Source organism: Rhodothermales bacterium, from assembly GCA_041391505.1.
In the GTDB taxonomy this organism is placed as follows: Bacteria; Bacteroidota; Rhodothermia; order Rhodothermales; family JAHQVL01; genus JAWKNW01.
Genome location: JAWKNW010000006.1, coordinates 39,317 through 65,862 on the forward strand (window position 1 = coordinate 39,317; position 26,546 = coordinate 65,862).

Below are 26,546 nucleotides of genomic sequence, written 5' to 3' on the forward strand. Positions count from 1 at the left end.
GCCCACGTGTAACGATCCCCGCGGCCCCGAGACCCATCGATGCCCCGCCGCTCACGCATCCACGCCGGCATGTCCCGTATCGCGCTCCTCTTCCTCGTTCTCTTCGCCGCGCGCGGCCTCGCTGCGCAGCAAGCGCCCGAACTGCGGGGGTGGGCGACCAACACGCAGAAGCGCTCGATCGAATGGGGCGAACTGATGTCGGGCGGACCGCCGAAAGACGGCATTCCGGCCATCGACACGCCGCGCTTCGTCTCCCAGGAAGCGGCCTCGGCATGGATCGAACCGCAGGAGCCGGTGATCGCCGTCGCCATCGACGGGCAGGCGAGGGCCTATCCGCTCCAGATCCTCACGTGGCACGAGATCGTGAACGACGAACTCGCCGGCGTGCCCGTGGCGGTCACCTTCTGCCCGCTGTGTTATGCCGCCGTCGCCTACGATCGGCGCGTGGGAGACCGGACCTACCGGTTCGGGGTATCGGGGATGCTGCGGTACTCGGACATGATCATGTTCGACCGCGAAACCGAGTCCTTCTGGCAGCAGCTCACAGGGGAAGGCATCGTGGGGGACCTGACCGGCGCGCACCTGACGCCCATTCCCGCGCAGATCGTCTCGTTCAAGCAGTTCCGGGCCAGTTATCCCACCGGCGACGTCCTCTCGCGCGAGACGGGGCATCAGCGCGACTACGGCCGGAATCCCTACGCCGGCTACGACGACATCGACCAGCGTCCGTTTTTATACCGGGGCCCGGACGACCCGCGCCTCAGACCGATGGAGAAGGTGGTGACCGTGCACATCGGCGACGCGTTTCAGGCCTATCCCTACGGCATCACGCGTAAAGCCGGCGTCATCAACGACACCGTCGAGGACGTCGCGCTGGTGGTATTCCACGGGAAAGGGGCCGTTTCCGCGCTCGATGCGTCGTCCATCGCCGATTCGCGGGAGGTGGGGACGACGGGGTGTTCAACCGCGCGATCGATGGGCGGGTGTTGACGTTTCGCTACGAGCGGGACCGGTTCGTCGACAACGAAACCGGGAGCGTCTGGACCGTCACGGGGCGCGCGGTGCAGGGCGCGCTGGCCGGCGCGCAGCTCGAGGCGGTGCCGCACGGCAATTATTTCGCGTTCGCCTGGTTCGCCTTTCGCCCTGATACCCGCGTCTACGCGCCGTGAGGTGTCATCGGGTGACGATAAACGCGGCGCGGACCTCCTCGCTTTCCGCGTAGCCGTACCGGATGGCGCGGGCGCGCACGATGGTCGTACCGATCGGCAGCGCGATGGGGTGGCTGTAGAGCAGCCATCGCGTGGGTTGGCTGTCGCCCAGAGCGTACGCGATCGAGGCGCCCTGGGTCGGGCTCTGCATCATGAGCAGGACCGGGGCCGTGAAGACCCCGCCGGCCGGCGTCGCTTCCGGGGCGATAAAATTCGCCGCGTTCGGGATGAACGCCGGCGGTTGCGTCCGAGGCTGGACGCCCCCGGGCCACATCTGCGCCACCATGATCTCTTCCGAGACCTCGCCGAGGTCGCCCGTCGTCGTGCGCCAGGTATCGAGGGCGGACCTCAGCCGGGCCTTTACGGCGCCATAGGCCGGATCGTCCGCGAGGTTGCGGATCTCGTGGGGTCGGCCTCCGTGTCGTACAGCTCCTCGGGCGGTCTGGATGAGCGAAACCACAGCTTTTGCGCCCCGGTCAGGCGGTTCTCCGCATGGAAGCGCAGGAGCAGCTTCATGGTCTCGTTCCGGTTTTCGTAGGGGAGGAACTGGACGTAGGGGAGGTCGGGGTAAAAGTTCTGGATGTACTTGAACCGGCGATCGCGCACGGCGCGCACCCGGTCGTAGGCCTCGTCGTGCCGGTCGCGCGCGGCGAAGACCACATCGCGTGCCGGCGTGTTGGTGCGGCCGAGGAAGGGCCGGCCCTGCAGGTGCACGGGCAGCGGGACGCCGGCGATCGCCAGCACCGTCGGCGCCAGATCGATCGCGCTGACGAGCTGGTCGTCGACGCCGCCGCCGGCGAGCCGGCCCGGCCAGCGGACGATCAGCGGAATGTGGAGGCCGGAATCGTAGAGCCAGCGTTTGGCGCGCGGCATGCCGTCGCCGTGGTCGCTCCAGAACATCACGATGGTGTTGTTCGCGAGCCCTTCGGCGCGGAGGTCGTCCAGGATCATCCCCACCCAGTCGTCCATCGCCGCGATGTTGTCGTACATCCGCGCCAGATCCTCCCGGACGACCGGCTCGTCGGGGTAGTAGGGCGGTACCGTGACGAGCGCGGTGTCGGTGACGATCGGCTGGCCGTCGCGGGGCCACACCCGCGACTCGTGCGTGCCGGTGTAGTTGAACACGCTGAAGAACGGCTGGTCCTGGTTGGGGCGGTTGCGCCAGTGGGCGGCCGGCCCGGATTCATCCCACGCCGTCAGCGGCTGCCGCTGGTCGCCGATGGGCGCAAACTGATAGTCCGTTTTTGCATTGTTCGTCGTGTAGTAGCCGGCGGCGCGCAGGTACTCGGTGAAGGCCTTGACATGGGGGGGCGGTACGGCCGAGTAGGGCGTGGGCAGCCCCTCCGCTTCGTGCGACGTGCGGTGATGGTGCGTGCCGATCGTCGTCTGGTACATCCCCGTGATGATCGCGGAGCGGCTGGGGGCGCAGACGGCGGCGGTGGTGAACACGCGCGTATAGCGCACGCCTTCGTTGGCCAGGCGGTCGAGGTTCGGAGTCCGGGCCACGGCGTCGCCGTAGGCGCCGAGATGTGGACTCATGTCCTCGACCGATATCCAGACGATATTCGGCTGCTGGGCCTGGGCGGTGAACGATACCGTCAGACACAGCGCGGCCAGCGCGAGCGTCCGATGGAGACGCCGGCGGGTCGCACGGGTCAGGTTGCGCATGGGCTGGGTGGAGGCCGGCCGGCGTCAGGCCGAAACGGCGGCGTGTGGGCGAGGCGCCGCGTCGGGAACGTCGTTTCCGCGCGGCACGAAGGATTGAATACCGGTAATGGCGCGGCCGAGGATCAGGCCGTGGATGTCGTAGGTGCCTTCGTAGGTGTTGACCGTCTCCAGGTTCACCATGTGGTGGATCACCCGGAAGTCGCCCGTGATGCCGTTGCCGCCGAGCATGTCGCGCGCGTTGCGCGCGATGTCGAGCGCCTTCCCGCAGTTATTGCGTTTGGCCAGCGAGATCATCGGCGGCGCGGCGCGGCCGGCGTCCTTGAGCGTGCCGAGGCGCCAGGCGAGCAGCTGCATCTGCGTGATGTCCGTGGCCATGTTGGCCAGCTTCGTCTGGATCAGCTGCATCGAGGCGAGCGGGTAGCCGAACTGCTCGCGCTCGGAGACATAGGCGCGGGCCCGGTGATAGCAGTTCTCCGCGGCGCCGACGACGCCCCACGAGATGCCGTACCGCGCATTGTTCAGGCAGGAGAAGGGGCCTTTCAGACCGCGGATCTCGGGAAACACGTTGGCGTCCGGCACGAAGCAGTCGTGCAGCACGATTTCGCCCGTGATCGAGGCCCGGATCGACATCTTGTTGTGGATCTTCGGCGCCGTGAAGCCGGCGAAGCCTTTTTCGACCAGGAAACCGCGGATGACCGGCTCGCTGTCGCCGGCCTCGCGCGCCTTGGCCCACACCACCGCCACGTCGGCGATGGGCGAGTTGGTGATCCAGGTCTTCGAGCCGTTGAGCACCCAGCCCCCGTCGACCTTTTTGGCGTGGGTCTTCATCGAGCCCGGGTCGGACCCATGGTCCGGCTCCGTGAGCCCGAAGCAGCCGATGAGCGCCCCCGTGGCCAGGCCCGGCAGGAAGCGCTGACGCTGTTCCTCGGTGCCGAATGCGTGGATGGGGTACATGACGAGCGACGACTGGACCGACGCAAACGAACGGTATCCGGAATCCACCCGCTCCAGCTCGCGCGCGATGAGACCGTAGGCCGTGTAGCTCGCGCCGGCGCCGCCGTATTCCGGCGGGATCGTCGCCCCGAGCAGGCCCCGCTCGCCGAGTTCGCGGGCGATTTCAGGATGGAAAACCTCGTGCTGGTTGCCTTCGAGCGCCCGGGGCTCGAGATGCTGCTGGGCGTATTCGCGCGCCGCCTCCATGATCATGCGGTCCTCTTCCGAGAGCATCTCTTCGAAGAGGAACATGTCATCGATATTAAAAGCCTTTGAGGACATGGTATATGAACGCGTAGCTGCGTGATGTCGGGTGAGGGAATGCGCCTCTAATGTACGTACGCCCCCCGTCGTTCCCTAGGTCCGCGTGGCAGGAAATGCAGGGATTGGACGCGCGCGAAGATGTGCCGGTGCCGGCCGGCTCAGGCGTTGCTCTGCGAAAGCTCGCTGGCGAGGCGCGCGACACGGAGCCGGCTCGCGTGTTCGATCTCCTGGTTCAGCTTCGAGCGCGAAAGGGGCAGCGGAAGCACGCCGTCGAAGCCCAGCGCCCGGCAGCGTTCGACCTCCTCGGGCCAGGTATGCACGGAGAGGGCGAGGACGTAGGGCGCCGGATGGCCGGACTCCGAGGGCCGGTTGAGCTGGGTGCAGGCGCTGCCGCTCGTATGGGCGAGCCGCAATTCGACGAGGATGAGGTCGTAGGCCTTGCGCTCCAGGCTGTCGCGCAGCCCCTGGCAGGAGCTGGCCACGTCGGGGTGGTACCCGAGCGTTTCCAGGATGCGCGCGATCATGCTCAGATGCGTCGCGTTGCTGTCGGCGATGAGGATGTTGAGCGGGTAGATGTCCGCCATCTGCGCGGCGTGAATGGCGCACGCCGACGCCGGCGGGCAAAGCAGGTCGGACAGCGCCTCCGTGAGTGCGCCCCGGCTGATGGGATGGCTCACCAGCTTGTACTGCTGCATCTCGGGCACCGCCTTGCGGGTCCCGTGCGGCACGAGCAGCATGGACGGCACCGTGTCCGGCAACAGCTCGCGCAGCGGCTTGTGCGGCGTCCCCGTGGCGCGGATGGCCCGGTAGTCGACGACCAGCAGGTCAATGGCGTCCCGGGCGATACGCTCCTCGAGGTCGGTCAACTCGGTCGTGGTATCGACCGTGAGCCCGTAGTGCGCGAGCCGGTCGCCCACGAGGTCGGCCATGACGGGGTTCGGGTCGACGACCAGCACACGCTGGCCGGCGATGCCGAGCGGCGTCGGCTCCGGCGATACCTCCTCGGCCTCGCGGGCCACCACGGTGAAGCTGAAGGTCGACCCTTCGTGCAGCCGGCTCTCGACCTCGATCTGTCCCCCCATTAACTCGCACAACTTCTTGCTCAGCGCGAGGCCGAGGCCCGTGCCGCCGAATCGCCGCGTCGTGGAGGAGTCGACCTGGCTGTAGGACTTGAAGAGTCGGTCGAGACGGTCTGGCGGGATGCCGATCCCTGAATCCCGCACCGAGATTTTAAGCTCGTTGCCGGCTTCGGTCTGGCCAGTACGCTGGTATTCGACGATCACCTGGCCGGCTTCGGTGAACTTGATGGCGTTGTTGACCAGGTTGAGCACGATCTGCCGGAGGCGCGTCGGGTCGCCGACGACCCATTCCGGGGCGTCCGGGGCGATGCGCAGTCCGAGGCCGAGTTCCTTTTTGTCCGCCGTGAACGAGAGGGTGTCGAGCGCTTCCTCGATGCAGGTGATGATATTGAAGGGGATGGCTTCGACGGCCATCTCGCCGGCCTCGATCTTCGAGAAATCGAGGATCTCGTTGATGATCGTGATGAGACTCTCGCCGCTGGTCCTGATCGTCTCCACATACTCCTTCTGCTCGGCGGACAGCTCGGTGTCGGAGAGCAGGCTCGCCATCCCGATCACCCCGTTCATCGGCGTGCGGATCTCGTGGCTCATGTTCGCCAGGAACGAGGTCTTCGCCTGGTTGGCCTCCTCGGCGTGGAGTTTCGATTCGAGGAGTTCGCGTGTGCGTTCCTCCACCTGCTGCTCGAAAAAGTCGCGCGCCTGGCGCAGCTCCCGGGTTTTGCGCTCGAGTTCGGAGGCGAGCTGATCCTTCTCGCGCACGAGCATCTGCATGGGCTGCAGCACCATCATGAGGTCGGGCAGCGAGTCGTGCGGCGCGAAGAGGCTCAGCTTGAGGTTGAATTTCTGGAAGTCCCCCCGTTCGTTCAGAATCGGCGAGCCGATCAGGAAAAGCAGGTTGGCATCCTCGTCGTGGAGGACCTGGTAGCGGAAGGAGAGGGGGACCGAGCGGGACGTAAGCACCAGCGCGGCATTCGTGGCCTGCCGCAGGTTGTCGAACAGCAGCGGGATCTTCGGGCGCTGAATCTCGAAGAGGGCGGTGAGCGAACTGCCGGTGCGTATCGGTTCGATCACGCTGGCGAGCGAAGGGCCATACTGAACGATGGACAACTTCTGGTCGACAACGAGATGAAACGGAAAGGCCCTACCGAAGAGGTGGTATGCGAGCGTGTGCACTGGTCACCCGGGAAAAGTGATGAGACCCGCTTCAGGCGCGATGGTACGCCGGCGACGTCGACGCGCCCGCCGATTCGGCCGGCGCGAAGGTCACGTGGAATTCGTCGTGCCCGTCGCCTTCCCCGTACACGGCCGTCTGCTCGACGGTGCAGTGGACGGAGAGCATCTTGCCGAGGCCGCGGACCAGCCCGGCCACCATCGGCGCGAGGAGTCCGCCGCGGCTGGACACGTAGTGCAGGGTGAGCGACTCGTCCGTCACGTCGGTGCACCAGAAGGACGGGGGTTGCAGCTCGGTAAAGGACTGCCCGATGCGCGTATGCATGTTGTCCAGGTTCATCAGGATCTCGGGCAACGTATCGCCGGCCATCTGGAGCAGGTGCCCGTAGTCGCTCCGCATGGCGAATCCGATCCAGTATTCGCCGATCGCTTCGAGCAGGGCGGGCACGGTGCGGCCCGTCGCCTGGGATGCCGCGACGACCAGGGAGACGGATACGTCGTCCGGGTACTGATCCATGCTGATGAATTCAGGCGCGTCGAATCCCGCTTCCGCCTTGATCTGCTGCCACGCAGGTTTTCCAAACGACGTTTCGATGTATTCCCGAATCGCCTTGTTTACCATGCCATACATAGGAAAGCCTCCTCGCCGGGTTGATGAATGCGCCGCACAGGTTGCCTTCTGGTATCGGCGCGGGGGGCAAGTCGCTTAAAGAACCCTGGATTTTGAAAACACCGCGAGGCCGGCGGCGGCGGGTCGGATTTTGCGCCTCGAACCGCTATTTTCCCGGGCACGCTCATCCGGGCCCGTCCGCTGCGGCGCCCATGCTCCTTGATCCTCATACATGCGCATACTGCTCATCGGAAATGGCGGCCGCGAACACGCCATGGCCTGGAAGCTGGCTTCAAGTCCGCTCTGCGAAACCCTGTTTATCGCCCCGGGCAACCCGGGCACCGAATCGGTCGGCACCAACGTCGACATCCCGGCCACCGACATCGCCCGGCTGGTGGCGTTCGCCCGGCGCGAGGCGATCGATCTCACGGTGGTGGGGCCCGAGCAGCCGCTCGTGATGGGCATCGTCGATGCGTTCGAGGACGCCGGCCTCGTCATCTTCGGTCCCACCGCCGCCGCGGCGCGGCTCGAAGGCAGCAAGGCGTTCGCCAAGGCCTTCATGGAACGGCACCGCATCCCCACGGCCGCCCACCGCACCTTCGCTGCGGCGGCCTACGCCGAGGCGGACGCCTATCTGGAAACGGCCGAGATGCCGGTCGTCCTCAAGGCGAGCGGGCTGGCGGCCGGCAAGGGGGTCATCATCTGCACCACGCGCGAGGAAGCCCGGGGCGCCCTGCGCGACATCGTGCGCGACCATCGCTTCGGCGACGCCGGCGACGAGGTCGTGATCGAGGCGTTTATGCAGGGCGAGGAGGCCAGCCTCTTCGCGGTGAGCGATGGGGACCATTACGTGCTGCTCGCCACCGCACAGGACCACAAGCGGGTGGGGGATGGCGACACCGGGCCGAATACCGGGGGGATGGGCGCCTATGCGCCGGCGCCGATCGTGACGCCGGCCCTGGAGGCCCGCATCCGGCAAGACATCATCGAGCCGACCCTCGCGGGGATGCGCAAGGAAGGCGCGCCGTTCCGGGGGTTCCTGTACGTCGGCTTGATGATCGACGAAGGCCGCGCGCGCGTCGTGGAATACAACTGCCGCCTGGGCGATCCGGAGGCGCAGGTCATCCTCCCGCTGCTGGACGCCGACTTCGCCGCCCTGATCCGGGCCGCGACGGAGGGGGACGTGCGCCGCGTCCCCACCCCGAACGCGGCCGGCGCCGCGGCGTGCGTCATCATGGCGTCGGCGGGCTACCCGGGCGACTACCCGAAACACCTCCCCATCGCGGGCCTCGACGCCGGCGGACAGCTGGCGGATGCGCTCATCTTTCACGCCGGCACAAAACGGGACGCCGACGGGCGGATCGTAACGGCGGGCGGACGCGTACTGGCAGTCACGGGCGCCGGCCCGTCGCTGGAAGACGCGCTGCGACGCGCCTACGCCGGCGTCAAGAAAATCCATTTTGAAGGGGCGCACTATCGAACCGACATTGGCAAAAAAGGGCTGGATCGCCGGGCTTAGCGGTTGCCTGCTGCTGGCGTGCTGGGCCGGTCTGAGCCGGCCGGCGGCGGCGCAGGACCCGCAGCGCATCGCCGCGTTCTCCGACGCCCGCGCCGTCTCGGTCGATCCGGCCGGCGTGCTCTACGTGGTCGAAGGTGCCCGGGAAAGCATCGTCGTCCTGCGTCCGGGCGGCGGAGATCCCGTGCGGCTGGGCGGTCGCGGCTCCGCCGCGGGCCAGTTCGATGGGCTGGCGGACGTCGACCCGACCAACGGCCTCATCCTCGTCGCCGCCGACGCGGGCAACGGCCGGCTGCAGCGCTTCTCCTCCGAATTCCTCTTCCTCGAATCGATGCCCGTCGAGGCGACCGACCGGCAGGATCGCGATGCCGGCAACTTCGCCTCCTACCGCAAACAGCAGCAGGACGACGCGCGCGGACAGGGACGCCCCATCGCGGTGCGCACCAGCCATGCGGAAGAGACGTTCGTCCTGGATGCCGACCGGGGCGTGGTGCTGAAATGGGATCGGGAGCGCAACTTCGAGCGGGTGATCGGGGGATACGACGCCGGCGACGGCGCCCTGCTCGATCCCATCGCGCTGACGCTGGATCAGGAGAGCGGCACCCTCCTCGTGCTCGACGCCGGCCACGGCGCCGTCATGTCGTACGACCTGCTGGGGGGATTTGCCGGCGCGCGCCCGCTCGGCGAGGCGGCCGATGCCGTGTCCATCGACGCCCGGGGCGGCATCGTCTGGATCGCTCGGCCCGACCGGCTGGCTCGCCTCGACGCCGGAGCCTCCTTCGAGGCGGCGCCTCGCCTCGTGCTGGACGGCCCCATCGTCGATCTCGCGGCGGTGCCGGGCGGGGTGTACATCCTCACGCGCCGCACCCTCTACCGGCTGCCGACTCCCTGACGCGAGTCGGTCTCGCGCGTTTCCTTGCCGTCGATCATGATGCCGCTGCGCCCGCTATTGCTTCTGTGCTTGATCGGATGGGGTCTCGCCATGCCGGCCGCCGCGCAGCGGGCGCAGGGCCCCATCGGCGCGCACCGGGATTCGCTCCGCCTCGAACGCCTCGAACCCGTCACGCTGCGCCCGTATGTCGTGAATGGCACGGAGCGGCTCTACTGGAATGGCGCGCTGCTGGATTCGACCGCCTACACCCTCGCGTATACGCCCGGCATCCTTCGGCTCGACAGCATCCGCGTGCGGCCGCCCGGGACGCTGGTCGTATCCTACAATACCTTTCCTTTCCGCTTTCAGGACGTCTACCGCGACGCCGTCCTGGCCGACAGCCTGCCCGGCGCCGCCGCGCAGGCCGACACGCTCCGCGGCCCGCCGGCCGCAGGAGCGGCCGCCTCCCGCGACCCCTTCGGGACGCCGGGGTTGCAGCGCAGCGGGTCGATCACGCGCGGCATCGTCGCCGGCAACAACCGGGACATCAGCGTGGAGTCGGGCCTGCGCATGCAGCTCTCCGGCGAAATCGTCGACGGGGTTCAGGTGCAGGCCGTTTTGACGGACGCGAACACCCCGATCCAGCCCGAAGGCACCACCCAGCGGCTGAACGAATTCGACAAGGTATTCATCGGCATCACGTCGAAAACGGGCGAGGTGCAGCTGGGCGATTTTAACCTCGACTACAGCCATTCCGAGTTCGCCCAGCTCTCGCGGAAGCTCCAGGGCGTGCACGTCGCCGGCGAGGCCGGCGGCCGCAACCGGCTGCGCGTCGACGCCGCCGGCGCCGCGGCGCGCGGGCTGTTTCGGTCGCAGGACATCCCGCCCATCGACGGCGTCCAGGGCCCCTATCGCCTGGAGGGGGAGGCCGGGGAGCAGTTCATTATCGTCATCGCCGGCTCGGAGTCGGTATTCATGGATGGCGCGCTGCTGACCCGCGGCGAGACGAACGATTACGTGATCGATTACGCCACCGGAGAAATCACCTTCACCCCGAACCGGATCGTCACTTCCGAGCGGCGCATCACCGTCGAGTTTCAGTATTCGACGAACCAGTTCAGCCGCACGCTCGTCGCATCCGCCGCCGAGGCGCGTCTGTTTCCGGACGCCGCCGGCCTGCCGCGCGCGTCGGTCGGCGTGACGTTCATGCGCGAGGCGGACGGCGACGTGTTCAACGACGAATTCGGCCTTTCGCGTCAGGATTCCCTCCGGCTCATCCAGGCCGGCGACGGCCAGGCGCAGCGCAGCGGGGCCGACCCGGTGGTCTACGACCCGGAGGCGCCGTATGTCCAGTACCGCCAGGAAGCCGTCGTCAACGCGTCGGGCGCGATCGATACGATCTTCGTCGCCGTCGAGGCGCGCCCGCCCGACTCGGTGCAGGTGTATCGGGTGCGCTTCACCCGCGTGGGGACGGGCCAGGGCCGCTACGCGCGGGTGGGGCGCGGCGTCAATGGGCTGCTGTACGAGTACCGGGGCCCCGGTCTCGGCGAATACGAGCCTGTCTTGATCCTCCCGAAACCGAAAAACCAGAACCTGCTCGCGTTCCAGTCGCGCCTCGAGCCCTTCCGCGGCGTCGAGGTGTTTGGCGAGTGGGCACGTTCGTTTTTCGATCAGAACCGGCTTTCCGGGGTCGATGCGGTGGACGATGTGGGCCAGGCCTATGTCGCCGGCGGGCGCATCAATCGCATCCCGGTGGATTTCGGCGCGCGCGAGCGGGGCAGCGTTTTCGCGGAGTACAAACGCCGGCTCGTGGGCCATCAGTTCACCTCGTTCAACCGGATCCGGCCCGTCGAATACGGCCGGCGCTGGAATCTCGGGGCGCGCACGTTCAGCGCGGAGACCGAGCTGGCGGCGTTCGGCGGCGACGAGGTGACCGACGAGGCGGCGGTCGAGGTGCGGGTCACGCCGACGTCCTTCGTGCGCGGCGAAGCCGGCTGGCTTACGCTCGGGGAGGCCTTCAAGAGCCGGCGCCTGCTGGGTCAGGCCGGCCTCACGGAGTCGAGCGGGCCGCAGGCCGACTACCGGCTGGAGGCGATCGTGAGTTCAAACGCCCTCGCCTCGGAGGAGGGGGAGTGGTTCCGGCAGCGGGGGCGGCTGGCGCAGCCGGTGTTCGGGAAACGATTCACGCCGTACATCGAGCTGGAGCAGGAGCGACGCCGGCAGCGGGTGGCCGGCACCGACAGCCTCACCCGCGCATCGCTCGCCTTTCTCGAGGTGCGCCCCGGCCTCGCGTGGGCGGCCGAGCGGCTCCAGGCCGGCGCCAGCGTGGCCGTGCGTGCTGAAGAAGAATGGGCCGCCGGCGCGTTGCAGGACGCGGCCACGGCGACGACCTATCAAACCCAGTTCAACTGGGAAGCGTCCGACCGGCTTACCACCGAAGGCAGCCTCGGGTACCGCGTGCGTCGCTTTACCGACTACTTCCGGACGCAGGAGCGGCGGGAAGACAACGAGTCGCTCATCCTCCGATCCACCACCCAGTTCACGACGCCGAAGCGCGTGGTGGATGTCAACCTGCGCTACGAAGCTGCCACCGAGCGGACGCCGACGCTCCAGGAAATCTACATCCGCACCGGACCCGAGCTGGGGCAGTTCGTCTGGGAAGACACGAACCAGGACGGCGCGATCCAGATCGACGAGTTCCTCCCCGAGCGCACTCCGAACGAGGGGACGTACGTGCTGACGTATGTGCCGTCGGACAGCCTGTCGTCGGTCATCGGGGTCGGCGCGCGGCTGCGGTTGCGGCTGGATCCGGCGAAGGCGTGGCGCCGCGCCGGTGCGGCGTGGCAGCGCGCGCTGGCGCAGGTGAGCACGCAGACGACGATCGACCTCTCCGAGAAGAGCCGGGACCCGGATCTGGCTCGGATCTACCTGATGGATCTGAGCCGCTACCGAAGCCCGGAGCATACCGTCAACGGCCGGCTCCGCATCGCGCAGGACATCTATCTCTTCCGGGCAAACCCGCGTTTCGGGCTGGATGTCCGCTTCAACCAGACGCGGGGCCTCTCCGAACTGGCGGCCGGCGAAGAGACGCGGTTTCTCAATAGTTGGAGCCTGGAAGGCCGGTCGCGGTTGTCGGACCGATGGGCCGTCAAGCTGGCCGGCGCCCTGGAGACCAACCGGCTGGGCAGCGAGGCCTTCGCTTCGCGCCGCTACAACATCGAAAGTATCCGGCTCGAGCCGGAAGTGTCGTTTTCGCCGACGCGGTCGTACACCTTCGTCGCCGGCAGCGTGCTGGCGCGCAAGGAAGACACGCTGCTCGGGCGCAAGGTGAGGATGTGGCGGATCCCGCTGGAGGCGCGGTACGCCGTCGTCCGCAAGTTGCAGCTCACGACGCGCGGCGAGGTCTCGCTCATCCAGCTCGACGGCGAGGCCGTAGGGCTCGCGCAGTTCGAGCTGACCGACGGCCGCGGCGCCGGCACGTCGCTGCTATGGGGCCTCCAGGGCGATTATACCCTCTCGCGCTACCTCCGCCTCTCCTTCTCCTACGACGGCCGCGCCCCCGCCGGCGCCCCCACGTTGCACACGATGCGGGTGCAGATGAGCGCGTTGTTTTGATGGGAGGGTCTTCGGGTGTTACCCGAAGAGGTCACTGGACATTGGTCACTGGACATTGGTCACTGGACATTGGTCACTGGATATCTAATGCTGACACCATTCCAATGACCAGTGACCAGTGACTTTTTTGTCCATGACCAGTGACTTTTTTTGCTCATGACCAGTGACTTTATTGCCCAATGACCAGTCACTGATGACCCGTGACCAATGGCCGCGAGCGCAGCGAGCCCTGACCCATCTTTTACCCCTCCGGATGCTCCGGCAGGGCGAATTCGTCGTATTGTTCGCGGTAGATGGCGATGCCGGCGGTGCGGAGCTTGGCTTCGAGGTTCTCGTAGCCGCGGTCGAGGTGGTAGACGCGCAGGACGTGCGTTTCGCCCTTCGCGATGAGGCCGGCGAGGACGAGCGACACGCTCGCCCGCAGGTCGCTGCTCATCACCTGGGCGCCCTTGAGCTGCTGGCCCCCCTTGATGGTGACCGTGTTGCCCTCGACGCGGGCACGCAGTCCCATGCGCTCGAGTTCGGGGATGTGTTTGAACCGGTCGAAGTAGATCGTGTCGGTAACGCGCGACGTGCCGGCGGCTTTTGCCATGAGGACGGTCCACTGTGCCTGGAGATCGGTGGGAAAACCGGGGTAGATGGCCGTCTCGATATCGATGGGGTGGATGACCTCCGGGGTCCATACGACCAGTTCGTTGTCGCCGTACTCGACACGCACGCCGGCCTCCGCCAGGGCCTCCTTGAAGGCGTCGCCGAGGTGGCGGTGTTCGGCGTTGAGGATGCGCACCGACCCGCCGGCCGGGCCGGTGACGGCCGCGGCGATCATGAACGTGCCCAGCTCGATGCGGTCCGGGCAGTTGGTGATGGCGGCGGGGTGGAGCGTGTCGACCCCTTCGATCTCTATCGTGCGGGTGCCCAGGCCGGCGATCTTCGCGCCCATCTGCTGGAGCGCCTCGCCAAAGACGATGACGTCCGGCTCGCTCGCCGCGTTTTCGATGCGCGACGATCCGGTGGCGCGCACGGCGGCGAGCAGCAGGTTGATCGTGGCGCCGACGCTGGAAGGTTCGAGCCGGAAGGTGCCGCCGGGCAGCCGGCCGTGTGGCGCCCGGGCGATGACGTAGCCCTGTTCCAGGTCGATCTCGGCGCCGAGCGCCTTGATGCCCTCGATGTGGAGATCGACCGGTCTCGGCCCCCAGGCGCAGCCGCCGGGCAGCGAGACACGTGCCGTGCCGAACCGGCCGAGCAGGGCGCCGAGCATGTAAAACGAGGCCCGCATCTTCTTCACCAGCTCGTACGGGGCTTCGGGAAAGCTGACGTCTTCGGCGTGCACGACCAGTGGGCCGGCGTCGGGGATCTCGACTTTCGCGCCCGTGAATTCGAGGATCTGCGCCAGGGTGCGCACATCGCGCACGTGCGGCACGTTGGCGATGGTGCTCGTGCCCTCGGGCAGCAGCGCGCCGGTGAGCAGCGCGAGCGCCGTGTTTTTGGATCCGCCCACCGTCAGGCTGCCCTGCAGCGTCCGTCCTCCCGTGATGACCAGTTTTTCCATGTAGCTCGCGATATGAGATGCGTTGACGTCGCTTGAAACACCAACGGCGCTTTTCGTTTCAAGATCGGAGCGTGGATCACGCTACGCCTCGCCCGCCCGAATCGTTATTCGCCAATCGCTGATCAAATGCCCAACTACCTGGACAACGCCGCCACCACGCCGCTCGATCCGGCCGTGCTCGAGGCGATGATGCCGTTCCTCCGGGAGTCGTACGGCAACGCGTCTTCCGTCCATGCGCTTGGCCGTCGGGCGCGTTTTGCGGTCGAGGAAAGCCGCGAAACGGTGGCCGGCCTTCTGGGGGCCGAGCCGTCGGAGATCGTTTTCACCAGCGGCGCGACCGAGGCAAACAATCTGGCGATCAAAGGGGCGCTCGGGCGCCGCGAGGGGGGATTGCTGACGGCGCTGACCGAGCACGAAGCAGTGCTGACGCCGGCTCGTACGCTCCGGGATGCCGGACGCGCGGTGCGCTTTATCGAGCCATCCAACGGGGGCGGCGTAGCGCTGGACGCGGTGGCAAACGCCCTGGCCGGCGATATCGCACTCGTTTCCCTGATGCACGTCAACAACGAAACCGGCGTCGTCAATCCCATCGCCGAGATCGCCGCGTCCTGCCGGGCCCGCGGTATCCTGGTGCATACCGACGCGGTGCAGTCCGCCGGCCACTTCGCCCCGCGGGTCGCCGATCTGGGCGTGGATATGATGAGCGTCTCGGCCCACAAGTTTTACGGCCCGAAAGGCGTGGGATGCCTGTACGTGAGGGGCGGGACGGAGCTGTCCGGGCTGGTGGAGGGCGGTTCGCAGGAGCGCCGCCGGCGGGGCGGGACGGAGAACGTCGCGGCCATCGTCGGACTCGCCCGGGCGATGCAGCGGGCCTATGCGGGCCATGTCGAGCAGGGGCAGCGCCTCACCGGGTTGCGTAACCGGTTGCTGGAAGGGCTGGAGGCGCGGCTGGCCGGCGCGTTTATCGTCAATACGCCGCTCGGCCACGCGGCGCCGCACATCCTGAACATCGCATTTCGTCCGCATGAGGGCAAGCCGATCGACGGCGAGATGCTGCTGCTGAACATGGATATGGCCGGCATCGCGGTTTCCTCCGGGTCGGCCTGCACCAGCGGCGCCATCGAGCCGAGCCACGTCCTGCTCGCGATGGGCGTCCCGCGTGAAACGGCGGCCGCCTCCGTCCGCTTCTCGCTGGGCCGCGCCACGACGGAAGCATCGATCGACCATACGGTGGCGATGCTGAAGCAGATCATCGACCGGATGCGGCGCTGAGCGTCATCCCCAACCCGATCGGGGATCCAAACGGCATCCGAGAGCAGCAGCATGGTTCAGGCCGACGTGCTGGCTGTTTCAGGTTTCATTAGTATACCGCATGATAAAGTCTCCCATCGCCATAGGATGAAAACACAGCATGCAGTTGCCATTCAATGCGCCCAATCTATAGAGGAAATTCCACAAGCGAGATGGGTGCGATTGTTCGGCTATTTGCGATCTACCCAAGCGATGTGCAGCATCTGTATCTCACCTGGAGTCCCGCCGGCGAATAAGGGCGCTTCCGTGCCTGTGTGAATCTCGAGTAGCATCGGCTCACCCCGGTTTTCGATGCGCTTTGACGGGCCGCCATCTACCTTTTCGAAGTGCGCTTCATACGAGCGAACAAGTGCGTGCTGGCTGTCGATCCAGCCAATGAATTCGCGGTTCTTGAATGATTTCTCTACACCGTCCCGCAAATTTTTCAGCCAAAGGTACCGGCCGGTGTAGCTCGTTGAATCAGGATCACCAAACTCACCGGGATTATTCGATGCGGCTCCATAGACGATCAACTCGTCGATGGTGGCGGCGATCCAGTGCGCATCCGGGGAGAATGCCGCGTTGATCGGCGCGTGCTCTTCCGCCTGGTCGATATTGTGGTACCGCTCGTATTCGCTGAATAGCGTGATGTTGGCATCCGAAGCCAGGGAATAGAGAATGAGGTCATTGCTAGAATAATTGATTCCCGCGCAGCAGGTATCATCGACCGGTGTGTGCGCGATCAGCGAGTCGTTAGGGGCCACGTCCAATATGATGTCCACCTTGCCTGGAATAGGCCGCGTCAAGCCAGATACCACGTTGACTGCCCAGAGCCCACTCATCGCATCATGCCCCATCTGATGATCTTCCTGCACCTCTTGGACATACAGCCATTCAGGATTTGCTCGGGACCACCCCGTCACTCTTCGCACAATTTGCTGGTCGGCATCGTAGCCATCCGTGCGCAACGTGTCAATGCGGATGGTCTTGAAGCTATTCGTTGACGTATCCAAAATGCCGAGTGAAAACTGTACGATCTGGGTTTCGGGATAACCGGATGAGGAGCCGGGAAGCAAGTCGATGGTGTCGTTGAAATAGCGCACGACATACCGGCCATCGGGCGAGAGCACGAAGGGAGGGTAGCTGGCCAGGGTATCTCTTTGTAATCGCCACCCTTGCTCGTCCCAGATCACGTGTCCGAAGGTAAAATCCCGCGATGAAAAGCTGGACATGACCCCGTTGTGCCAGACATAGAGATGGTCAGCATGATCACCCTCGCGAGCAACGTATGCTACGGTTCCGACCGCGCTGACCTGTACGCGCGATGCTTGCGCATGGCCGGTGTGGGCATCAGAGAAGAGCAGTACGTGCTGGCCTGTTTGCGGGTCGACGCGAATGACACGGCCGTCGGCGAGGTACACGATCACGTGTACCTCACCGTTTGCGGCGGACGCCTCTGACAGGCTTGCGATCCCTATTGTGACGACAAATAAGATCAGGGTCATGGTCTGTGTCCACATGGGTGTCACCGGGGCCAGGTTGTAGCGAGGTAGCGTTCGGGCTGCAGACTTGGGCGCCGACATCGAGCCCGAGGAGGAGGCCGCTGCACGAACTGCGCGCTATGCAGTGGGAGTTGTCTGCCGCAATCGCTGGCATAGGGGAGTCGACAGGGCGTGTACAGGAGGATGAGGAGGAGGTTTCGCGACCTGAACGCGATCGTCCGTTTCAATGTGCGGGGTTTTGTCGCCGGCCTACGATCGAGGCCGTCTTCCACCGCCGAATCCCGTAGGTCGGGTTAGGTCCACCCAGGGACCGTAACCCGACGAATAATTATTGTCGCGATGTGGTTGGATGACGTCGGGTTACGCTTCCACCGCCGAATCCCGTAGGTCGGGTCAGGTCCACCCAGAGACCGTAACCCGGCGAATAATTATTGTCGTGATGTGGTTGGATGGCGTCGGGGTACCTTTACCGCCGAATCCGTAGGTCGGGTCAGGTTCACCCAGGGACGTAACCCGACGAATAATTAGGCCTGCTGTCGCGATGTGGTTGGATGACGTCGGGTTACGCTTCCACCGCTGAATCCTGGGTAGGTCGGGTCAGGTCCACCCAGAGACCGTAACCCGACGAATAATTATGGTCGCGATGTGGTTGGATGATGTCGGGATACGCTTCCACCGCCGAATCCCGTAGGTCGGGTCAGGTCCACCCAGAGACCGTGACCCGACGAATATTTATTGTCGCGATGTGGTTGGATGACGTCGGGTTACGCTGCGCTAACCCGACCTACGGGACGCTGCCGCATGGCATCCGGGATCGCCTGGGCCGGCCCTGCGTTTGGTGATGTCCCAAACCCAACCTCGCATGTCCCCATCCGCCCTCATTGTCTTCGCCAAGGTCCCGGAGCCCGGCAAGGTGAAGACGCGCCTCACCGAACTGCTCACGCCGACGCAGGCGGCCGAGCTGTATACGGCGTTTCTGGCCGACGCGCTCGCGCAGTACGCCGCGCTGGACGTCGACGTCCGCCTCTATCTTCCGCCATCAGATAAAACGATGCCGGCCGGCGTCGTGCCGGAGCCGGTCAGCCGGCAGGCGCAGGTCGGGGCCGACCTCGGGGCGCGGATGGGCCATGCCTTTCTGGAGACGTTCATGGCCGGATACAAGAAGGCGGTCATCATCGGGACCGACCACCCGACGCTCCCGTCGCCCTTCATCGACGAGGCGTTTCGCATCCTCGACGATCCCTACGCCATCTCGATCGGGCCGAGCGAGGACGGGGGGTACTACCTGCTCGGGATGAACGAATTTTATCCGCACCTCTTCGAAGGGATGACCTACAGTCACGACCAGGTGTTCATGCAAACCCTGGAACGCGCCGGCGAGACCGGCGCCGAGGTGACCGTATTGCCGCCCTGGTTTGACGTGGACACCCCCGACGAACTCGTCCGCCTCGCGCGCGAGCTGCCCGATGCCGATCCGGAGGCGCTGCCGCGGACGCGCGAGGTACTGGGGCGCCTGGCAAAGGCGTATGCCGCGTTGAGGGGATAGGAGGCTCGGGCCATGGGCCAATGGGAAGGTGGGTGAGTGGCGAGGAGGCGAACCAAATTCCGGGCTGTAGCGTTTGCCATTTCGCACCTCAGAAAAGCGCTTCCAGAATCAACCGGATTATTCCGATGCAGGAGACCGTACCGCCCATTGTTTCCCCAGTAGGGCAGTGGAAAACCCTCGAGCAGTTCATCATCGAGCAGGAGCAGAGCCTGCCGCATTCGACCGGCGCGTTTTCGCGGCTGATCCGGGATATCAGCCTGGCGGCGAAGATCGTGAACCGCGAAATCAACAAGGCCGGCCTGGTCGACCTCGGCGGCAGCTCCGGCGTGGTGAACGTCCAGGGCGAGACGCAGCAGAAGCTCGACGCCATGGCCCACAACGAACTGGTGCGCGCCCTCCGGCGGGGCGGGGAGTGCTGTCTGATCGGGTCGGAGGAGTACGCCGATCCGATCGTGCTCGACACCCCGAACGGGGAGAGCGGCGAGTACATGGTGCTGTTCGACCCGCTCGACGGGTCGTCCAACATCGAGGTGAACGTGTCGGTGGGCACGATCTTCAGCATCTACCACCTCCCCCCGGGCATTCCGCCGTCGCTCGAGGCGGCGCTGCGGCCCGGGACCGAGCAGGTGGCCGCCGGCTACGTCATCTACGGCTCCTCCACGATGTTCGTCTACACGACCGGGCGCGGCGTGAACGGATTTACGCTCGACCAGAGCATCGGCGAGTTTTTCCTGTCGCATCCGGACATCCGCATCCCGGATACCGGGCGCATCTATTCGATCAACGAGGGCTACTACCACGCGTTTGAGCCCGGATTGCGGCGCTACATCAAGTGGATGCAGGAAGAGGACGCCTCTACCGGCCGGCCCTACACGACCCGGTACATCGGATCCTACATCTCGGATTTCCACCGCAACCTGCTCAAGGGCGGCATCTTCATCTACCCGCTGACGGCCAAGAATCCCGGGGGGAAGCTGCGGCTCATGTATGAGGTGAACCCGACCGCGTTTATCGTCGAGCAGGCCGGCGGCCTCGCGACGGACGGCTACGACCGGGTCATGGAGCGCGTCCCCCGGTCGCTGCACGAGCGGTGTCCGCTCTACATCGGCAGCCGCGAGATGGTCGAGCGGGCGCGGATGTTTCTGGAAGGGGGATGATTAGCGATTAGCGATCAAGGAATTGCGATTTGCGACGGAGGCGTGGCGATTAGCGATCAAGGAATTGCGATGGGTGAGGTGGGGATAAACGCAGGGCCATCGCATGCTCGCCGTGGCCGCGAGAAGCGTCTGGGAGTTTGGGTGCATGGGGGCACTTCTTACCGCAAAACCTCCTATACCCCCATACCGGGAGATGCTCACGTTTGAAGAGCATGCGATGGCCCTGGGGATAAACGATCGGGAATTCCATATACGCCGGTCAATTCGTAATCTCCCCCCTCACAACTCCTTGTTCGCTAATCGCTAATCACCACTCTCATGCGTGTCTTGCTTGTGCTTCTGCTCCTCGCGTCCTGCGGTCAGCCCGCCGAGAAGGCGGGGGATGCCGGCGCGATCCGCGTCGGTGTCACGGTCCTGACGATGACGCATCCGTTTTTTCTCGATCTGGTGGATGCGCTCCAGCAGGAGGCGGATGCCAACGGCATCGAGGTGATGCTGGTCTCGGGCGAATTCGATATCGCGAAGCAGCAAAACCAGATCGCCGATTTCATCGTGCAGGGCGTCGACGCGCTGATCGTCACGCCGACCGACTCCCGCGCCATCGGAACCTCGATCGCGGAGGCCAATCGCGCCGGCATCCCCGTGTTCACGGCCGACATTGCGGCGCTGGCCGAGGGCGTGGACGTAGTGGGGCATGTGGGGATCGACAATTACGACGGGGGCAAAAAAGCCGGCCGCGCGATTGTCGAGATGCTGCGCGGGCAGGGGCGCGTCGGCATCGTGGATCATCCCGAGGTGGAATCGGTGATCGAGCGGACGCGGGGATTCCGGGACGCCATCGCCGAGGCCAATGCGGCGGACGCGGCGGTCGAGATCGTTTCCGTGCTTCCGGGCAGCGGCTCCATGGACAAGGCGTTTAAAGCCACCGAGGACATGCTCCAGGCGCATCCCGACCTCGACGCGATCTTCGGCATCAACGACGAGACGGCGCTCGGCGCGCTGGCGGCCATCGAAAAAGCCGGCAAGGCCGGACGCGTGCAGGTCGTCGGCTTCGGCGGCAAGAAGGAGGCTATCGAGGCGGTGGACCGGGGCGCGCTCTACGCCGATGTGATCACGTACCCCCGCGAGATCGGCCGGCTTTCCATTCAGGCCGTCGTGGCCTACGCCCGGGGCGAATCCGTGCCCGCCGTGCAGTTGATCCCGACCGAACTCTACACGCGGACGTCGAATTGAAGCGGTATTTCATGCGGCGTGAAACGCCAAATGCCGGCCCGGCAACGATTTACGCCGGCGGGGAAGCCCTTCCAGACCGCCTCGAATGTTAAGAAAGGATGAAGTCTTGTGTCTTTTGATGAAAAGTTTGATGGCACGGGCTGTCAATAAATCTGGTAGGGCGAAACGAAGGATCGTAAAAAGTTAGGGTCAGGAGGGGAATTGCATAGAAAAGTTTACTGGAAGCGGTACCGCTCGAACGCGCGGCGTAGTAGTTTTGCAAGATTGCCGATGTTTGTCGGGATTGCGCGTCTCTGAGCCGTTCACGTTATTAGATCTATCACTTCCTTCCAACGAGCCGCGCAGACACCAGCGAAACAGGACGTGCAGAACCCCAGCTACCATATGAACTCCCGACGGACCCAGGTTCAGGTTGCTGTTGCTCGTTTCCCGCTGCATGTACAGGGCTCGTCCGTAATCGTGAAGGGGATTGATAGCCTTGGTCTGGCCAAGATTATTTTGCTAATCGGGCTAGCCATTATTCTCGATCTACTTATTCTAGGCTAGATCGCACGTCAATCCCTGGGCACTTCCAAAGCAGCGTACTCGCACACCGCATCGGATCTGGGGATTGGCGAAACCTCAGAAAAGAGATGCACACCATGCTGAAGGACGCTTCCACGAAGGTTACCCAGCCTGAGGGTGATGGCGCAACCGAGTCCACGATGTTGCCGACCCCGAGTTCCGTAATGTCCGGCGCGGAGATTTTCGTCCGCTCGCTAGAGGCGGAAGGTGTACGCTATGTCTTCGGATATCCGGGTGGGGCTGTCATCAAGGTGTACGATGAAATCGCGCGCCTGAACCCGAGCTTCAAGCATATTCTGGTCAAACACGAGCAGGGCGGCACGCACATGGCGGCCGGCTATGCGAAGGTGACCGGCAAGGCCGGCACCGTCCTCGTGACCAGCGGCCCCGGCGCCACCAACTGCGTCACGGGCATCGCCGACGCCTACATGGATTCGGTGCCGATGGTGGTCTTTACCGGCCAGGTGCCGACGCAGCTGATCGGCAACGACGCCTTCCAGGAATGCGATATCATCGGCATCACGCGGAGCATCACGAAACACAGCTACCAGGTGCGCGACGTGCGCGACCTGGCCCGGACCATCCGCGAGGCCTATCATATCGCTGAAACGGGCCGGCCCGGCCCCGTCGTCGTCGACCTGCCGAAAGACGTCCTGGCGGCCAACACCACCTTCCAATATCCGGAGCATGTCGCCATCCGCGGGTACAATGCACACGTTCCCGTTGCGATGAAACAGGTCGAGACGGCCGCCGCGATGATTATGGCATCGGAGCGGCCGTTGCTGTATGTGGGCGGCGGCACGCTGAACGCCCGCGCGGCGGACCTGCTCACCGAGTTCGCCCGCAAGACGAACATCCCGGTCACGACGACCCTCCACGGCCTGAGCGCCTTCCCGGAAACGGACCCGCTGTCGCTCGGCATGCTGGGCATGCACGGCACGTGGTACGCCAACCAGGCCGTCCAGAACTGCGACCTCATCTTTTCGGTGGGCGCGCGCTTCGACGACCGCGTGACGGGCAAGCTCGACAGCTGGGCGCCGCACGCCAAGGTGATCCATATCGACATCGATCCCTCGTGCATCTCGAAAAACGTCCCGGTCGATTGCCCGATCCTCGGCGACGTGAAGGAGGTGCTCCAGAAAATGATGCCGCTGGTGTCGAAGAAAGACACCGGCGCCTGGTTGAGCCGGATCGCGACGTGGCGCGCGGAATGCCCGCTCGAATACGAAAAGGACGGGCTGCTGCGGGCGCAGGGCGTCATCCAGAAGCTGCGCGAGACGTCGGCCGGCGACGCCGTGGTCGTCACGGACGTCGGGCAGCACCAGATGTGGACGGCCCAGTACTTCCAGTTCGTGCGCCCGTATTCGCACATCACGTCGGGCGGCCTCGGCACGATGGGCTTCGGCCTGCCTGCGGCCATCGGCGCGGCGTTCGGGATGCGCGAGAAGGGGATCGACGCCCCGGTGATCTCCATCAGCGGCGACGGCGGCTTCGCCATGAACGCCCAGGAGATGGCCATCGCGTCGGCGCACGCCCTTCCGGTCAAGATCATCGTCATCAACAACCAGTTCCTCGGCATGGTGCGCCAGTGGCAGGAGCTCTTCCACGAGAACCGCTACAGCCACACGGACCTCGCGCCGACGAACCCGGACTTCGTCCTGCTCGCCGAGGCCTACCACGTGAAGGGCCTTCGTGCCGGCGACCCCGCGTCGCTCGACCAGGCGATCGCGACGGCGTGGTCCATCACCGATGCGCCCGTGCTCATCGAGTGCCAGGTCCAGAAGGAAGAAATGGTATTCCCGATGGTGCCGGCCGGCGCGGCCACCGGCGAGATGATCACGAAACGGTACCGGAACGAAGACGCGCTCTGAGCCGCCGTCCGTTCCGACCCCACATGTTATTCCGGAGACTCGTATGAGCCAGGCAACCCTTACACCCCAGCAGATTTACCGCAAGAAAGCCGCCGGCGAGCCGGTGCAGGCGGACGAATCGCTGCAGCTGCGCCGCCACATCTTCAGCGTGCTGCTGGAGAATTCCATCGGCGCCCTCAACCGCGTCGTGAACCTGTTCTATCAGCGCGGCTTCGACCTCGAGAGCGTCGTGGTGGGCATCAGCGACGACCCGTCGCTCTACCGCGTCACGCTCGTGACGAACGGAACGCCGCGCAAGATCGACCAGGTGCTGCGCCACCTCAATAACCTCGTGGACACGGTGCAGGTCGAAGACCTCACCGACCAGGAATATGTCGAACGCGAACTCTGCCTGCTCAAGATCCGCTACAACGAGCGGAATCGCAGCCAGATCATGGACATCAACGACATCTTCCGGGGCAAGGTGATCGACATCACCCACGAGACGATGACGTACGAACTGACCGGGCCGGCGACCAAGATCAATGCCTTTATCGGCATGATGCAGCCGTTCGGGATCGAAGAACTCCACCGAAGTGGCCGGGTCGCGATGCGTCGCGCGCTCATCCACGGAAGCTGACACCCTCACCCACCGTATCTACGTAGCTCAACATGGGATTGAACGTTCATTACGATGCCGACCAGAGCATCATCCAGGGGAAAAAAGTCGCGGTCATCGGCTATGGCAGCCAGGGACACGCGCATGCGCTGAACCTCACGGACAGTGGGGTAGAGGTCGTCGTCGGATTGCGTCCGGGATCGAAATCGGCCGAGAAGGCGGCGGAGAAAGGCCTGCGCGTCATGTCGGTGGGTGACGCCACGAAATGGGCCGACGTCGTGATGGTCCTCGTGCCGGACCAGCACCACAAAAAGGTATTCAATACGGATATCGCCCCGAACCTCAGCGCCGGCAAGGCGCTCGGCGTCGGGCACGGCTTCAGCGTGCTGTACGGCGAGATCAACCCCCCGGCCGGCGTCGACGTGTTCATGGTCGCGCCGAAGTCGCCCGGCCACCTCGTCCGCCGCGTGTACACCGAAGGCGCCGGCGTGCCCTGCCTCGTGGCCGTCGCCCAGGATCCCTCCGGCAACGCGCTCCGCCTCGCGCTCAGCTACGCGGCCGCCATCGGCGGCGCGAAGGCCGGCGTGATCGAGACGACGTTCAAGGACGAGACCGAGACGGACCTCTTCGGCGAACAGGCCGTGCTTTGCGGCGGCTCCGAGGCGCTCATCAAGGCGGGCTTCGAGACGCTGACGGAAGCCGGCTACCCGCCTGAACTGGCCTATTTCGAGGTGCTGCACGAGCTGAAGCTGATCGTCGACCTCTATTACGAGGGCGGCCTGGCCTACATGAACTACTCGATCAGCGACACGGCGGAATACGGCAACTACTCGCGCGGCCCCCGCGTGGTCGGGCCGGCCGTGAAGACGGAGATGAAGAAGATCCTCGGCGAGATCCAGTCGGGCCAGTTCGCCCGCGAATGGATCGCCGAATGCGATGCCGGCTGGCCGAACTTCGGCAACCTGCGCAAGGCCTCGCACGATCATCCGATCGAGGTCGTGGGCAAGAAGCTGCGCTCGATGATGAGCTGGCTGCGCCCGAAGAAGTCGGCCGATACCGCCGATTCCCCCGTCGTCGTCGAGTCGTAGGCCGATGGCAGCTGCAAAAACCTATCGCATCGTAACCCTGCCCGGCGACGGCATTGGGCCCGACGTGCTCCGCGAAGCCATGCGGGTGCTCGGGGCCGTGGCGAAGCCGGCAGGGTTCGCGATCGAAGAAACGACGCACCTCGTGGGCGGCGCCGCCATCGACGGCGCGGGGAATCCGTTCCCCGACGCCACCCGCGCGGCCTGCCTCGCGGCGGATGCCGTGATGCTGGGGGCGGTCGGTGGGCCGGCCTGGGATCACCATACCGGCGCGATGCGCCCCGAAAGCGGCCTGCTCGCCCTGCGCAAGGCGCTCGGCGCGTATGCCAACCTGCGCCCGGTGGCCGTGCCGGAAGCCCTCGTGGCGGCATCGCCGCTGCGGCCGGAGGTGGTGCGCGGGACGGACATGCTCATCGTGCGCGAGCTGACCGGCGGCATCTACTTCGGCGAGCCCCGCGGCCGCGAGGTGAAGGACGGCCGGCGCTCGGCGCACAACACGATGGTGTACGACGAGCACGAAATCGCCCGCATCGCGACGATCGCCTTCGAGTGGGCGCGTCGCCGGCGGGGGAAGGTGACGCTGGTGGACAAGGCCAACGTGCTGGTCGTGTCGCAGCTCTGGCGGGAAGTCGTCCCCGAAGTGCACAAGGCATCGTTCAGCGACATCGAACTCGATACGCTGTATGTCGACAACGCCGCGATGCAGATCGTGCTGCGCCCCGCGCAGTTCGATGTCGTGCTGACCGGCAACCTGTTTGGCGACATCCTCTCGGATCTCGCCGCCACCTTGCCCGGATCGCTGGGCATGCTGCCCTCCGCGAGCCTGGGCAGCGGCATCGGGCTCTTCGAGCCGGTGCACGGCAGCGCGCCGGATATCGCCGGCCAGAACAAAGCCAACCCGCTCGCCGCCATCCTGAGCGCCGCCATGCTCCTCGACGCGCTCGGAGAGGCGACCGCCGCCGAAGCGGTTCGCGCGGCGGTGGACGACACGCTCGCCGAGGGCCTGCGGACGGGCGATCTCTGGCGCGAGGGCTTTACCCGCGTCGGCACCACGGAAATGGGCGAACGCGTCGCCACCCTGGCGCGCAAACGCCTGGAACATGTACCTATCGGTTAACGCAGGCTCAAGACCGAGAGGGCAAGTAAATCCCGACTTC

At 65.4% G+C, this 26,546-nt stretch carries 20 protein-coding genes; 13 read left to right on the top strand and 7 right to left on the bottom strand.

Annotated features, from left to right (window positions below; genetic code table 11):
* Window positions 1-39 precede the first annotated feature (39 nt).
* Window positions 40-990, top strand: a complete 951-nt coding sequence (locus R2834_08015; GenBank protein MEZ4700258.1) for a DUF3179 domain-containing protein — start codon at window positions 40-42, stop codon at window positions 988-990.
* Entirely contained in the window at window positions 987-1,169 is a 183-nt protein-coding gene (locus R2834_08020) for a DUF3179 domain-containing (seleno)protein (protein ID MEZ4700259.1), read from the top strand. The genes R2834_08015 and R2834_08020 overlap by 4 nt, the downstream gene beginning before the upstream one ends.
* A gap of 4 nt (window positions 1,170-1,173) precedes the next feature.
* Here R2834_08020 and R2834_08025 read toward each other — a convergent pair whose 3' ends face one another.
* The 5 genes from R2834_08025 to R2834_08045 all read right to left on the bottom strand — a co-directional run bounded on the left by R2834_08025 (window position 1,174) and on the right by R2834_08045 (window position 7,013).
* A complete protein-coding gene (locus tag R2834_08025; GenBank protein ID MEZ4700260.1) occupies window positions 1,174-1,668 on the bottom strand; it encodes an FN3 associated domain-containing protein in 495 nt (164 codons plus the stop codon).
* Window positions 1,569-2,876, bottom strand: a complete 1,308-nt coding sequence (locus tag R2834_08030; protein MEZ4700261.1) for a sulfatase — start codon at window positions 2,874-2,876, stop codon at window positions 1,569-1,571. The genes R2834_08025 and R2834_08030 overlap by 100 nt, the downstream gene beginning before the upstream one ends.
* Before the next feature lie 24 nt (window positions 2,877-2,900).
* Window positions 2,901-4,151 (bottom strand): acyl-CoA dehydrogenase, encoded by a 1,251-nt coding sequence (locus tag R2834_08035; protein MEZ4700262.1) that lies wholly within the window; start codon window positions 4,149-4,151, stop codon window positions 2,901-2,903.
* Window positions 4,152-4,291: 140 nt separating this feature from the next.
* Window positions 4,292-6,385: an ATP-binding protein gene (locus R2834_08040; GenBank protein ID MEZ4700263.1), complete on the bottom strand. Its 2,094-nt coding sequence runs from the start codon at window positions 6,383-6,385 to the stop codon at window positions 4,292-4,294.
* Window positions 6,386-6,416: 31 nt separating this feature from the next.
* Window positions 6,417-7,013, bottom strand: a complete 597-nt coding sequence (locus tag R2834_08045) for a heme NO-binding domain-containing protein (protein ID MEZ4700264.1) — start codon at window positions 7,011-7,013, stop codon at window positions 6,417-6,419.
* A gap of 211 nt (window positions 7,014-7,224) precedes the next feature.
* Here R2834_08045 and purD point away from each other — a divergent pair, with 211 nt between their 5' ends.
* From purD to R2834_08060, 3 genes are read left to right on the top strand one after another with little or no spacing between them, the layout of a single operon-like run.
* On the top strand, window positions 7,225-8,511 hold the full coding sequence (gene purD, locus R2834_08050) for a phosphoribosylamine--glycine ligase (protein ID MEZ4700265.1): 1,287 nt from the start codon (window positions 7,225-7,227) through the stop codon (window positions 8,509-8,511).
* Entirely contained in the window at window positions 8,480-9,400 is a 921-nt protein-coding gene (locus tag R2834_08055) for a hypothetical protein (GenBank protein MEZ4700266.1), read from the top strand. The genes purD and R2834_08055 overlap by 32 nt, the downstream gene beginning before the upstream one ends.
* A 36-nt stretch (window positions 9,401-9,436) precedes the next feature.
* The gene (locus R2834_08060) at window positions 9,437-12,994 is read left to right on the top strand and encodes a hypothetical protein (GenBank protein MEZ4700267.1); all 3,558 of its coding nucleotides are present in this window, start codon (window positions 9,437-9,439) and stop codon (window positions 12,992-12,994) included.
* A gap of 241 nt (window positions 12,995-13,235) precedes the next feature.
* On the opposite strand, the gene murA is transcribed toward R2834_08060, so the two are convergent.
* The gene (gene murA / locus R2834_08065) at window positions 13,236-14,543 is read right to left on the bottom strand and encodes a UDP-N-acetylglucosamine 1-carboxyvinyltransferase (protein MEZ4700268.1); all 1,308 of its coding nucleotides are present in this window, start codon (window positions 14,541-14,543) and stop codon (window positions 13,236-13,238) included.
* 126 nt (window positions 14,544-14,669) lie between these two features.
* Between murA and R2834_08070 the strand changes: the two genes are divergently transcribed.
* Window positions 14,670-15,815, top strand: coding sequence for a cysteine desulfurase family protein (locus R2834_08070; GenBank protein MEZ4700269.1), 1,146 nt, complete (start codon window positions 14,670-14,672; stop codon window positions 15,813-15,815).
* 209 nt (window positions 15,816-16,024) lie between these two features.
* Here R2834_08070 and R2834_08075 read toward each other — a convergent pair whose 3' ends face one another.
* Window positions 16,025-17,338, bottom strand: a complete 1,314-nt coding sequence (locus R2834_08075) for a hypothetical protein (GenBank protein ID MEZ4700270.1) — start codon at window positions 17,336-17,338, stop codon at window positions 16,025-16,027.
* 859 nt (window positions 17,339-18,197) lie between these two features.
* Here R2834_08075 and R2834_08080 point away from each other — a divergent pair.
* From R2834_08080 to leuB, 7 genes are all read left to right on the top strand, one after another.
* On the top strand, window positions 18,198-18,881 hold the full coding sequence (locus R2834_08080) for a TIGR04282 family arsenosugar biosynthesis glycosyltransferase (GenBank protein ID MEZ4700271.1): 684 nt from the start codon (window positions 18,198-18,200) through the stop codon (window positions 18,879-18,881).
* A 125-nt stretch (window positions 18,882-19,006) separates the two neighbouring features.
* On the top strand, window positions 19,007-20,038 hold the full coding sequence (fbp, locus tag R2834_08085) for a class 1 fructose-bisphosphatase (GenBank protein MEZ4700272.1): 1,032 nt from the start codon (window positions 19,007-19,009) through the stop codon (window positions 20,036-20,038).
* A gap of 318 nt (window positions 20,039-20,356) precedes the next feature.
* Window positions 20,357-21,271: a substrate-binding domain-containing protein gene (locus R2834_08090; GenBank protein MEZ4700273.1), complete on the top strand. Its 915-nt coding sequence runs from the start codon at window positions 20,357-20,359 to the stop codon at window positions 21,269-21,271.
* Between the two features lie 704 nt (window positions 21,272-21,975).
* The gene (gene ilvB / locus R2834_08095; protein MEZ4700274.1) at window positions 21,976-23,706 is read left to right on the top strand and encodes a biosynthetic-type acetolactate synthase large subunit; all 1,731 of its coding nucleotides are present in this window, start codon (window positions 21,976-21,978) and stop codon (window positions 23,704-23,706) included.
* A 43-nt stretch (window positions 23,707-23,749) separates the two neighbouring features.
* Window positions 23,750-24,325, top strand: coding sequence for an acetolactate synthase small subunit (ilvN, locus tag R2834_08100; protein ID MEZ4700275.1), 576 nt, complete (start codon window positions 23,750-23,752; stop codon window positions 24,323-24,325).
* Between the two features lie 38 nt (window positions 24,326-24,363).
* Complete coding sequence (ilvC, locus tag R2834_08105) at window positions 24,364-25,392, top strand: ketol-acid reductoisomerase (protein MEZ4700276.1); 1,029 nt, start codon at window positions 24,364-24,366, stop codon at window positions 25,390-25,392.
* 4 nt (window positions 25,393-25,396) lie between these two features.
* Complete coding sequence (gene leuB / locus R2834_08110; protein ID MEZ4700277.1) at window positions 25,397-26,506, top strand: 3-isopropylmalate dehydrogenase; 1,110 nt, start codon at window positions 25,397-25,399, stop codon at window positions 26,504-26,506.
* The last annotated feature ends 40 nt before the right edge of the window (window positions 26,507-26,546 follow it).